Origin of the sequence: Paenibacillus rigui (assembly GCF_002234615.1) — a bacterium.
In the GTDB taxonomy this organism is placed as follows: domain Bacteria; phylum Bacillota; class Bacilli; order Paenibacillales; family NBRC-103111; genus Paenibacillus_S; species Paenibacillus_S rigui.
The window spans coordinates 25,582-37,633 of record NZ_NMQW01000058.1 but is presented as its reverse complement, the minus strand read 5'-3'; the positions used below and the strand labels follow the sequence as shown (position 1 = coordinate 37,633).

General features: G+C 45.0%; 12 protein-coding genes. All 12 read left to right on the top strand.

What is annotated here, in order from left to right:
• On the top strand, positions 1-813 hold an 813-nt coding region (locus tag CF651_RS32575; protein WP_342746634.1), incomplete at its 5' end, for a BslA/BslB family hydrophobin.
• 389 nt (positions 814-1,202) lie between these two features.
• Positions 1,203-2,012, top strand: a complete 810-nt coding sequence (locus CF651_RS29775; protein ID WP_094018504.1) for an AraC family transcriptional regulator — start codon at positions 1,203-1,205, stop codon at positions 2,010-2,012.
• A gap of 78 nt (positions 2,013-2,090) precedes the next feature.
• A complete protein-coding gene (locus tag CF651_RS29770; RefSeq protein WP_094018503.1) occupies positions 2,091-3,068 on the top strand; it encodes a proline dehydrogenase family protein in 978 nt (325 codons plus the stop codon).
• Between the two features lie 321 nt (positions 3,069-3,389).
• Positions 3,390-4,718 carry an aromatic ring-hydroxylating dioxygenase subunit alpha gene (locus CF651_RS29765; RefSeq protein ID WP_094018502.1) on the top strand — a complete coding sequence of 443 codons (1,329 nt, stop codon included), beginning with the start codon at positions 3,390-3,392 and terminating at the stop codon, positions 4,716-4,718.
• Between the two features lie 64 nt (positions 4,719-4,782).
• Positions 4,783-5,334: an aromatic-ring-hydroxylating dioxygenase subunit beta gene (locus CF651_RS29760; RefSeq protein WP_218827889.1), complete on the top strand. Its 552-nt coding sequence runs from the start codon at positions 4,783-4,785 to the stop codon at positions 5,332-5,334.
• A gap of 29 nt (positions 5,335-5,363) precedes the next feature.
• Entirely contained in the window at positions 5,364-5,702 is a 339-nt protein-coding gene (locus CF651_RS29755) for a non-heme iron oxygenase ferredoxin subunit (RefSeq protein WP_094018500.1), read from the top strand.
• Positions 5,703-5,892: 190 nt separating this feature from the next.
• The gene (hcaB, locus tag CF651_RS29750) at positions 5,893-6,759 is read left to right on the top strand and encodes a 3-(cis-5,6-dihydroxycyclohexa-1,3-dien-1-yl)propanoate dehydrogenase (RefSeq protein WP_094018499.1); all 867 of its coding nucleotides are present in this window, start codon (positions 5,893-5,895) and stop codon (positions 6,757-6,759) included.
• A gap of 199 nt (positions 6,760-6,958) precedes the next feature.
• Positions 6,959-8,368 carry a PucR family transcriptional regulator gene (locus tag CF651_RS29745; protein WP_094018498.1) on the top strand — a complete coding sequence of 470 codons (1,410 nt, stop codon included), beginning with the start codon at positions 6,959-6,961 and terminating at the stop codon, positions 8,366-8,368.
• A gap of 17 nt (positions 8,369-8,385) precedes the next feature.
• A complete protein-coding gene (locus CF651_RS29740; protein ID WP_094018497.1) occupies positions 8,386-9,180 on the top strand; it encodes a 2-keto-4-pentenoate hydratase in 795 nt (264 codons plus the stop codon).
• On the top strand, positions 9,181-10,074 hold the full coding sequence (locus CF651_RS29735) for an acetaldehyde dehydrogenase (acetylating) (protein WP_094018496.1): 894 nt from the start codon (positions 9,181-9,183) through the stop codon (positions 10,072-10,074).
• The gene (gene dmpG, locus CF651_RS29730) at positions 10,071-11,087 is read left to right on the top strand and encodes a 4-hydroxy-2-oxovalerate aldolase (protein WP_094018495.1); all 1,017 of its coding nucleotides are present in this window, start codon (positions 10,071-10,073) and stop codon (positions 11,085-11,087) included. The genes CF651_RS29735 and dmpG overlap by 4 nt, the downstream gene beginning before the upstream one ends.
• A 9-nt stretch (positions 11,088-11,096) precedes the next feature.
• A complete protein-coding gene (locus CF651_RS29725; protein WP_094018494.1) occupies positions 11,097-12,029 on the top strand; it encodes a DODA-type extradiol aromatic ring-opening family dioxygenase in 933 nt (310 codons plus the stop codon).
• The last annotated feature ends 23 nt before the right edge of the window (positions 12,030-12,052 follow it).

The following is a 12,052-nucleotide window of genomic DNA, read 5'->3' as shown; positions in this document are numbered from 1 at the left end:
GCACATGCGGTTACCGTGGTTCTTGAAAAGAACGCAGTGCCCGATACGACGCCACCAACGGTAGATAGCTCGAAGTTTACGGCTGTCGATAATTACAACGGTACGCAAGACCAGCTTTCCGGAGCAGCGGGTGCTATAGGTGAAGCAGATGCAACCGTGCGTGCGTACCGATGGACCGATTCTAACGCAGACAATACCGTTGACGCAGGAGAATTGGCGGCAGCCATAACTTTGGGTGCGAGCGAAGCAGACGGTTCCGTGCTGTCTGCACAGATCGGGGATTTACCTCCTGGCAGCTATAAGTTTGTCATTACAGCAACCGATTCCTCGAATAACGAATCGGCCAAGGATGCAGCACATGTTATTACCCTTACGCTCGTCAATGGCATCCAACCGACGGTTACGATGTATACGTACGGGTTTGACGGTGGCGGTACTGGTGCGCATACCAAACAACTCAACGCCGGTAGTACGGCGGCTAACATTCGTTTCGATTTCTTCCCAGGTGAAACTATTGTGAACGGTGTCATGGTACTCAATTTTGAAGGAATTACAGTTGATACAAACGATCAATATAATGCGGGTTCCTGGAACAAATACACGTCGTCTCAAATCAGCAACGGCGGGCATACCGTTACACTTACAGGTGTTAATCGGGTATCCAAACAGGATATTGCATTCATGCTGTATAATAAAGTCATTCCAGCCCCAGGTACCTATTACATTACTTGTACGATAGATGCCGATGGGCCAGGAAACACGAGAACGGAGTCAGTAGAGCATAAAATAGCCATAATCTCAGTCGCTCCATAGTTATAACCATTTGTTTCAAAAAGCCAGGTAATCGCGATCATCAGCGAGGTTGCCTGGCTTTTCTTCAATGGGCTGAAAAAACCAATGCACATCGTCTTTTGACGGTTTGCATTTTTTTGATAGAGAGCTAAAATGAGATCAAGTTCTTGTCATACCGACACCAGATGTCCAATGACACAAATGTGCTCTGCTATCCCAACACCTTTCATATTGGCTTCATTCAGGAAAGCGAGGATCGGGTGTGACTTAGATAGGGTTTATAGGATTTCACAGGGCAACATTTAAGGATGATTTTACTCCATTCGCGACCTGCTCATTGGCTTAGGATATTGAGCTCTTGTATGTACAGTGTCCAAATTTCTTCGTATAGAAAGGGTGTATAGTGAAGCATGCCTGATGTAACCTTTTACCGCGATAAAAAGCTGCCTTTCTTGGAGGCCAAACGATGTCTGAAGAGTGATTTTGCATATCAAAAGCATTTTCATGAAGAATATTCGATCGGGTTGATTGATAAAGGTGAAACGAACGCTTGGTGCGATGGAACCTTACATCGGGTTGAAGCAGGGAGGATGATTAGTTTTCCGCCGATGATGCTGCATGCATGCCATCCGGATGCAGGCGTAGAGTGGAGTTACAAGATGCTGTTCATTAAAACTGAGTGGCTGCAGGGGCTTAAGCAACAGGAACTCGATCAGTTACATGTTCCTTTTTTATTGGGAGAGGGTAAGAATAATGCCTGTCGTAAGCACATCAACCGTACGATGGAGGCTATTACTGGAAAATGTTCTCCGCTTGAGATCGAATCGGCTTTGATTGAGCTGGTACATGTGCTCATTAGCCAGAATTCATCGGATCTTGAACATGAATCGCGCCGTGACAACCAGGACCACAAATGCGCTAAACTCATAAAGGAATATCTGCACGAGCATTATACCGAACGGATCACGATGGATGAGCTGGAGAACGTATCCGGAATGAGTAGATTTCATCTCATTCGTTTATATAAGAGGTGGAATCAATTGCCTCCGCATGCCTATCAAAACTTATTGCGAATTAATTACGCAAAAACAGAATTAATGAAACAGCGGCCAATTACCGAAATTGCTGTAGAAGCGGGCTTCTACGATCAGAGCCACTTCGCGAGAACATTTGGCAGGATTGTCGGGATAACACCACAAAAGTACGCGTTATTGATGTAAATTAGGAGCAATTTTATACAATACAGTCTTTCCACTCCCCAGTACACTGAGAGTTAAATTGGAAAAGGGAGTGGTATCATGTACCAACAATTGCTTTTGGAAAAACAATTCACAGAAAAATTAAAAACAATCGCTCGCCGCGCGGACTTAAAGTCATATGTTGAGCGGACGCCTCAACTGAATCGTCTTTTGCGACAAGCTGCCTCGCGGTATATTACGGGTAATTTTCGTCAAGACGGGATAGAAGTTGGCCGAAAGTTAGTGGCTAAAGGTTACGCAATTTCCATCGAATATATCGGTGAAAATACAACGGATGCCACCGAATGTGAAGCAATCGTTGCTGAAATGAAGGCCTTGATCATTGATTTGGGACAAGCTGGAATATCAGCACGGGTATCCTTTGATTTATCGCATATCGGACTTTCTTTGCATCAAGAACTTGCCTTCTCAAATTTGATGAAACTAGCGGAGCAAGTACAGGGAACCGGCTTGGAACTTTTCATTAGCATGGAAGAGTCTAGCAAAACAGACGATATTCTTTCCGTTTACAAACAGGCAGTGTCCGTGTATCCGAATGTCGGCATTACTTTGCAGGCTCATTTGACAAGAACGCCGCAGGATCTGGCTTCGCTACCTTCTCCTAGTCGTATCCGCATTGTGAAAGGGGCTTATCAGGAATCGAGTGATTACTCGATTTCTCGATCTCCGGAGCTTAATCATCGTTATTTAGAACTTGTCGAAAGCGCTATTCGTCAGGGACAACGAGTGTCGATCGCTAGCCATGACGAAGTCATCATAAATGAAGTGCTGGAACGAGGATGGTTATCCGACTCTAAGGTGGAAATCGAGATGTTATATGGCATTCGACCGGAGTTAGCCAGCAGGATGCAAAATATTGGACACCCGGTGCGAATTTATCTTCCATACGGGCATGAATGGTATTTATATTTGTGTCATCGAATTGCGGAATTCCCGCCGAATCTTTATCAAGCCGTAATCGATATGGTAGGCAATGAGGAAGTTGAACGCATACAAGCGTATGTCGAAAGAGGATAATAAAAAAAGAAAAAACCGATTGGAGAAGACTTATGACCGCCTTTGGCGGTTTTTCTTATGCTCTTTTTTTTCAATATATTTACGTGAAAATTAATGCATTGTCACAAAGAGGAATGTCGCTCTAATTACGAAAAACCTGCGTCATAGAAGCCGCGGCAATCTACGTTTTTCTCTCTAATTATCTATTTGTATGTTGATGATAGAAAATACACAAATAAAAAGCACTTTTTGCTGTATTATTTAATCGAAAAAAATTCTAAACTTTAATCATGAAAGCGTTTCCCCTTCATTAATTTTAACCAGAGAGGAAGGTTTTAATCTATGAGCCTTAATTCAGGAAAATGGACACCCGAAGCAATCCGTGCCCTTATCGATGAGGAAAAGGGGATGTTAGATCCACGAATTTATACGGATCATGAACTTTATGAGTTGGAATTGGAGAGGGTTTTTGGCCGTTCGTGGCTGCTTCTTGGCCATGAGAGCCATGTTCCCAATCCGGGAGATTACTTGACCACCTATATGGGAGAGGATCCCGTGGTGATGGTGCGTCAGAGAAATGGAAGCATTAAGGTATTCCATAATCAATGCCGGCATCGTGGGATGAAGATTTGCAGGGCGGATTGCGGGAATGCCAAGGCGTTCACGTGCACCTACCATGGCTGGGCGTATGACACAGCAGGTAAACTAGTCAATGTTCCGTTTGAAGAGGAAGCATTCTCCGGATTCAAGAAAGAAGAGTGGGGGCCGATACAGGCTCGAGTGGAGATATACAAGGGGTTAGTTTTTGCCAACTGGGATCCTGAAGCGCCAGATTTGCTGACTTATTTGAGTGACGCAACCCCTTACATGGACACTATGTTGGATCGTTCCGAAGCAGGGACAGAAGCCATCGGGGCCATGCAAAAATGGGTAATCCCCTGTAACTGGAAGTTTGCTGCGGAGCAATTTGCCAGTGACATGTACCATGCTGCCACAACTTCTCATTTGGCTGCTGTAGTTGCAGGGTTGCCACCCGAGCAAGATTTATCCAATTTTGAGCCTCATATGAAAGGACATCAGTTCCGAGCCAAATGGGGCGGTCATGGATGCGGCTTTTATCTTGATACACCAAGAGGTTCGATACGTGTAGGACCCATAGTCGACAAATATTATAGCGAAGGTCCGGCTTATGAAAAGGCGAAAGAACGTCTGGCTCCTCTTATGCCATACCACAGAATGGGGGCAAGCCATATGACTATCTTCCCCAACTGCTCATTTTTGCCGTATGGTATGAACACTGTGCGGACCTGGCATCCGAAGGGACCGGATCAGATTGAAGTGTGGGCCTTCGTCGTCGTTGATAAGGACGCGCCACAAGAAATCAAGGATGAACTAGCTCGTCAAAATGTCCGTACGTTCAGTGCTGGTGGAGTGTACGAGCAGGATGACGGGGAAAACTGGGTTGACATTCAGAACGCTCTTCGTGGGTACAAGTCCAGAACTGCACCGCTAGCTATACAAATGGGGCTGAATGTTCCGGGAAAAAACAATCCAGAATTTCCGGGTAAAACCTCCTACGTATTTTCAGAAGAAGCAGCTAGAGGACTTTATTCCCATTGGGCCCGCATGATGACGGAACCGAAATGGGATACATTGAGGCCCCAATCTTAAGTTGGGGTCGTTACCTACACTTATGAGGGTTCAGATGTCATAAAACAAGGGGAGAATGGAAATAATGGACTTAGTTAAACCGTTTAAATGGGCGGAAAGCAGCGCAAGTCTTGAACTGCAACATGAAATCGAACAGTTTTACTACAAGGAAGCGCAGTTGTTAGACCACTCGCAGTTTGAAGCGTGGTTCGAGCTGATGGACAAGGATATTCATTATTGGATGCCGATTCGCATGAACCGTGTAGGTAGAGAAGTGTCGCAGGAGTATGCGCCTCTAGGAAAAGGAGCGCACTACGACGATACCTATGAAACGATGCGCGGACGTATTCGAGCAAGAGTATCAGGGGTGAACTGGGCGGAGAATCCGGTGTCGCGTACACGGCACATTATTTCCAACGTCATTATTCTGGAAATGGAGGACCCGAACACGTATGAGGTGGCATCGTCATTTATCGTTTATCGCAACCGTTCGGAACATCAGGCAGATATTTTTCCGGGCGAGCGCCGGGATGTACTGCGGCGTTCGGAGGGAGGATTGGGCTTTAAAATCGCCCGCCGAACAATTTTGATTGATCAAGCTACTCTTTTGGCAAATAACTTGTCTGTCTTCTTTTAAATATTACTGCAGTTGAAAGGAAATGCATTATGAAATATACATTGGTTTGCACGTTGTCTGAACTACCGAATGATGAGGGGTTAAAGGTAGTGCAAGGAAACACAGCAGTAGCGGTGTTTAAAGTCAATGGCGAAGTATTTGCAACACAAGACCTCTGTTCTCATGCCAAATGGTCGCTGTCTGAAGGCGGTTATCTAGAGGGAGATGTCATCGTGTGCTCATTGCATATGGGAAAATTTTGTGCCCGAACGGGAGAGGTAAAGATGGCCCCCCCTTGGAAACCTTTGAAAAAGTATCCGGTGCGGGTTGATGGAGACGATGTATATGTGGCTTTTGAAGATGGGTACTTTGAAAAAGAGCTGTGTTAAAAATAAATGTTAGAAAGCCCTCCGGGTATTTTTACTAAGTGAGTTTAATCATTAAAATGATTAACCACTTTTTGTTATTCCATTTATTGTCATTTTGTCAACATCGAGCTTTAAACAAAGCCTCGAAAAAAAGTAACCAACCCATGATCATATTACATTTGAATATTTATACGAGTGGGGAGCTACAATTATGAGATTGACCAATGAAGTGGCCTTGGTTACAGGCGGTGCATCTGGCGTCGGCCGTGCCATTGTGGAACGATTTGTGGCTGAAGGTGCCAAAGTTGCAGTGTTTGACAAGTCGCCAGATCGTCTTAATCAGCTTGAACAAGAGTATGGTGAAAATATCATTGGAATAGTGGGTGACGTACGTCGGTTCAGTGACCTCAAGTCAGCGGTAAACCGGTGTACGGAACATTTCGGGAAAATCGACACATTAATTGCAAATGTTGGTATTTGGGATTACAACATGTCGCTGGTGGATCTTCCGGAAGACAAGATAGATCAAGCGTTTGATGAATTGTTCCATATCAATGTCAAGGGTTACTTGCTTGCGGCCAAGGCGTGTCTGCCGCAATTGACGGCAAGCCGGGGGAATATGATCTTTACGGTTTCGAATGCAGGCTTTTACACAAACGGAGGCGGACCGCTTTACACATCCACCAAGCACGCCGTTGTTGGCTTGGTTCGCCAGTTGGCATTTGAATTAGCGCCTTATATCCGAGTGAACGGCATTGCCATTGGCGGGGCAATGACGGATTTGAGGGGACCTGCCTCACTGGAAATGGACAATAGATCCATAACTAGCATGTATAAAGAATGGTACAATGATGTCGATTTGGAACGGGGTAATGAGAATGTAGAGTCAGCCGCTCCGATCGGGCGTATATTGTACGGAGAAGATTATGCCGGTGCTTACGTATTTTTTGCCTCGCGAAATGACAATATTCCGGCTACAGGAGCAGTATTGAATTTCGACGGAGGCTGGGGCATCCGAGGTCTTCGCAGAAAAACGGGAAGTCAGGGATTGCTGGAGAAATTAGGGATTAAAGATTGAAAAATTATTATTAATTTCATTCCACCGATTAGCGTGGATTATATGAAAGATGAGATAGCATTGCAATTGGAAACATGGGATATTTGGTTTTTTCTGTGAAGGATTTGTTCGCATGGATGAAGATACATGACAAATATGCCAGGGATGGTAGAAGTTGAGAGCTCATTAAGCTTGTAACTTTCTTAAGTGGGTGAATATATTGCAAAATAAGGTTCAATATCCTAAAGCACTGGAAATGTTTGTTCAAATGTCATCAGATTTGGGAACTTATAACTTCACAGAAAAAGAGTTCGAAGCAGGACTGCCACAAATGCTTCTGAACTGCCTTGAAGCCGTTTTAACTGAAAAAAATAACTTGCAAGCGGCCATGGATTTCAATAACCAAGCCATAGGGCAGTTTCTAAATGGCATTGAGGGAACACGATTGGCAGACGTATGCTATCAGCTTACAAACATCCCTATCATTCTTGAAGATCTAGGATTTAACTATCTTTATTCAATAGGTTTAGATTCGGAACTGGCTAGACAATATAGCAGGAACTTAAAGGAAATCGTTAAAAATAATCTTGATGGAGATAATCACATCAAACTGACTGAACTTATGGAGAAGCAACAAATTATCGAACTGGTCCAATCTGATAAACATAAGAGATTAATTGCTCCGATGGTATCCAGAGGCAAGATTGTAGGTTACTGCTCCTTTATTGACACTTCTTTTAATGAAGTCGATTGGTTGAAAATGAAGCAAATGTGTCTCATCGGATCTGTGAGTAATTATAACAATGAAACGATCCTGGATACAGAACTGAAGTTGAACATCAAAAGCGGATTATTGGAAGATATGATCCATAATCGTCTAAACCCTGTAGTTTTATTCAAAAGGGCCAGATATTATGGCGTGGATTTGGGCAAAGAGTATCAATTTTTAGTTTTGAAAGGGGATCCAAATTTTTTCCCGAATGGAAAGGATCCCATCGGCGGTATGAATTTAATTGAAGTTTTATCAAGATATTTTATGAAGAGTAATCTGAATATCTTAATCTCGGAAGACTCTCAAAACATAGCTGCATTGATGCCTGTTGACTTGTTCTCGAAATATTCGATAAACGTCGATGAATGTATCAGAAAATTAATTTGTTATCTGAAAGAAAAATACCCCAATATACCTTATAAAATTGGCATGAGCTCAAGATCAACGTCTCTTGAAGATATACCGATACTGTACAATGAAGCTCTCATTACATTGAACATGAACGATCAACAAAAAGAAATTATGTACTTTGATGATTTAGGAGCGGTGGGGATTTTATTTCGCGCAGGAAAAATGGATGATATCCGGCATTTCTGCAACAAAATGCTTTCAAAATTATTTGAATACGATCGAGGGAAAGAATCAGAGTTAACCAAAACTCTATATTATTACATTAAAAGTGGCCAAAATATATATAAAGCGGCAAAAATAATGAAAATGTCGATTGGTGGATTACGATATCGAGTGCAAAAAATATGTGAAATTTTAGATGCTGATATCAATGATCTACAAACCAGTTGCCAGCTTTTCATGGCACTGCAAGCGGGTATCATTTTGGGAGATCTGAAAATTGAGTGAATAGAAGAAGGTGTGGAATGGACAGTAAGAACATTCAAGCTCTTGCCAGGCTACTGTGGGAGGCCGAACAAAATCATACAGGGATACAAGCCTTGACGGATGCCAACCCGGGTTTAACCATACACAATGCTTATCAAGTACAACTCCTCAATATTCAACGTAAAGTGGATTTGGGTCAACGCATCACAGGCAAAAAGATCGGACTGACCTCCCGAGCCATGCAAGAGTTGCTTGGCGTGGACCAACCGGATTACGGTCATCTGCTGGACAGTATGGTTGTGGAAAACGGGGGAACCGTTCAGCTTAACCAAGTAATGCAGCCCAAAGTTGAGGGAGAAGTAGCCTTTGTATTAAAGAAGGACTTGACAGGCCCCAATGTCACGATAGCAGATGTTCTGCAGGCTACAGAATATGTAATGGCAGCCATTGAAATCGTGGACAGCCGGGTACAGGACTGGAAGATCAAACTACATGACACAATCGCGGATAATGCATCCTGTGGTTTATACGTGCTGGGCGGAACTCTTGTCAAACCTTCCGAGGTAGATTTGCGCCAGATAGGCATGGTGCTAGAGAAGAATGGCCAAGTTGTAAATAAGGGGGAGGGAACTGCTGCTCTGGGAGACCCCGCTCTCTGTGTGGCCTGGCTTGCGAATAAGCTACATGAATACGGCATCGAACTGAAGGCCGGAGAAGTGATTTTATCCGGGGCACTTTCAGCTGCGGTCGATGCATCTCCGGGAGATTCGTTCAGCATCCGGATGGACTGCCTAGGAAGTGTCACGGTTAATTTTGATGGGGAGGGATTCTAAATGTCCAAAGTGAAAACTGCGATACTGGGTTCGGGCAATATCGGCACAGATCTGATGTTAAAACTGATGCGCTCGGATGTTCTGGAGCTGACGACTGTCATCGGCATTGATCCTGGGTCAGACGGCCTGCGCCGGGCCAAGGAAATGGGTCTTGTGGCAATCGACAACGGGATCAAGGGATTTTTGGAACGGCCAGAACTGGCTGATATCGTCATGGACGCCACGTCTGCCAAGGCGCACGTTCGTCATGCCAAACTGTTGAAGGAAGCCGGCAAGCAGGTGCTGGATCTGACTCCGGCCGCCAGAGGACCGTTTGTTTGTCCGTCGGTCAACTTGAGTGACCATCTTGATGCACCGAACATCAACATGATTACTTGTGGTGGACAGGCGACCATTCCGATTATACATGCTGTCAATCGGGTGGTTCCTGTTGAATATGCCGAAATCGTTGCTACTATTTCCAGTAGAAGTGCAGGACCCGGCACTCGGGAAAACATCGATGAATTTACCCTGACGACAGCCAACGCGATCGAGCAGATAGGCGGGGCCAAACGTGGGAAAGCCATCATCATCCTCAATCCGGCTGAACCGCCGATCATGATGAGAGATACCGTCTACGTGGAAGTGGCTGAAGGTACTATGGATGAAGACAAAGTTGCCGCATCTATTCAGGAGATGGTCAGGGAAGTACAATCTTACGTGCCCGGTTATCGCATGCGGACCGAGCCAATCTTTGACGGCAACAGGGTCACGGTATTTTTGGAAGTGGAAGGTGCTGGTGACAACTTGCCTAAATACTCCGGCAACCTGGATATCATGACGGCAGCAGCGGTGAAAGTGGCAGAGGAGTTTGCCAAGAACCAGTTGGCCCAGCGGGAGGAAGTCAAGCAATGATTACGAAACGAGATCTGCACATTACCGAAGTAGCCTTGCGTGACGGCAGCCATGCCGTGGCCCATCAGTTTACAGTTGAACAGGTACGAAACGTGGCGCGAGGCTTGGATGAAGCCAATGTGCCTTTTATCGAAGTGAGTCATGGGGACGGATTAGGTGGTTCATCGCTGCAGTTCGGCCGCTCCCTGTTTGATGAATTTGAACTGATCGAAGCCGCGGTTGATGTATGTCAGCGGGCGAAAATTGCCGTGCTTCTGCTGCCTGGCATCGGTACACAGCGTGAATTGAAAAAAGCTGCTGAGCTTGGTGCCAAGATGGCCCGGATCGCCACCCATGTCACCGAGGCCGATGTCTCATCGCAGCACATTCATCTGGCTAAGGAACTGGGCATGGAAACCGTCGGTTTCCTCATGATGTCCCATATGACATCAGTGGGAAAACTGGTGGCGCAGGCCAAGCTCATGGAAAGCTATGGTGCAGACACGGTGTATATGGTAGACTCCGCAGGGACGTTGCTGCCACATCAGGTCAAGGAACGTATTCATGCCCTGAGGGAAAGCTTGGACATCCACGTCGGCTTCCACGGCCACAACAACCTGTCGCTGGCCATGGCCAATACACTCGCAGCTATTGAAGAAGGAGCCACGCGTATCGATGGTAGCATCCGCTGTCTGGGTGCTGGTGCGGGGAACACACAGACGGAAGTGCTTGTTTCCGTATTGGACCGATTAAACATCGAGACCGGAATTGACATCTATAAAATGATGGACGTAGCCGAAGACATTGTCGCCCCGATTCTGCAGCAGGCTCAGGAAATTACCCGAGACAGCCTGGTGATGGGGTATGCGGGCGTGTATTCTAGCTTTCTTCTACATGCTAAACGTGCATCCGACAAATTCGGGGTGGACGCAAGAGATATCCTGATCGAGCTGGGGCGTCTGAAGGTCGTCGGCGGTCAGGAAGATATGATCATGGATGTGGCCACTGATCTGGCAAAAAGACTTAATAGTTAGGGTGATTATATGGCAAAGATTGTAACAGGTGTGGCGATGTCACATAGCCCCTTTATTATGACGAATCGAGAAGGTGCAGGAGAAAGAGGAAAGCGTTTTATCGATACAGCTTTGGAAATGCGAAACTGGTTAAATGAGCAGAATGTTGATGTCATCATCTTGATTTCAGATGATCATTTTAACAGTTATTATTACAACCACATGCCTTCTTTTACGATTGGAATCGGAGAATGTGAGGGATGGGGGGACTGGAATTTACCACAGTACAAAATCCCAGTGGAAAAAGAATTAGCTAAACACATTTTAAATACTGGTTTGAATAATGGAGTGGATTTTGCTTTTTCTATGTCAATGAAGGTCGATCATGGACACACGCAAGGAATCTATTTTCTGAACCCTGATCTAGCCATACCAGTGGTTCCTATTGCTGTTAACACTTCTGCCCCTCCTCTGCCTACGATGGACCGCTGCTTTCAAATAGGGGAGATTTTGCGTAAGGCCATCGAATCGTGGGGAAACGATAAAAAGGTAGCAATTGTTGCATCTGGCGGGTTGTCTCATTGGGTTCCAACGCCCAAAATCGACAGCCAAAAAGAGGAAGATCAATATATGATTAATATCTTATTGCATGGAAGACAACAAATAGAGAATGATGAAAAGTATAAAGCTTATCGATTAAAAAGGGTAACAGCACTTACAACGGGGCCGGTAAATGAAGAATGGGATAGAAAGTTTTTAGAAGCTATTGAGCAAGGGGATATGGCTTCTTTGAGACAGTTGACATATGAAGAGATTGAGCAAGAGGCCGGAAATGGAGGACAAGAGTTACACAATTGGTTGGTTCTGTTAGGAATGCTTCATGATTTTGAAGCGGAGACAATGTGCTATGAACCAGTTCCAGAGTGGGTTACGGGAATGGGGATTGTTCGGTTTAAGTCATAGCGTGAATATAAGTTGGATATTAG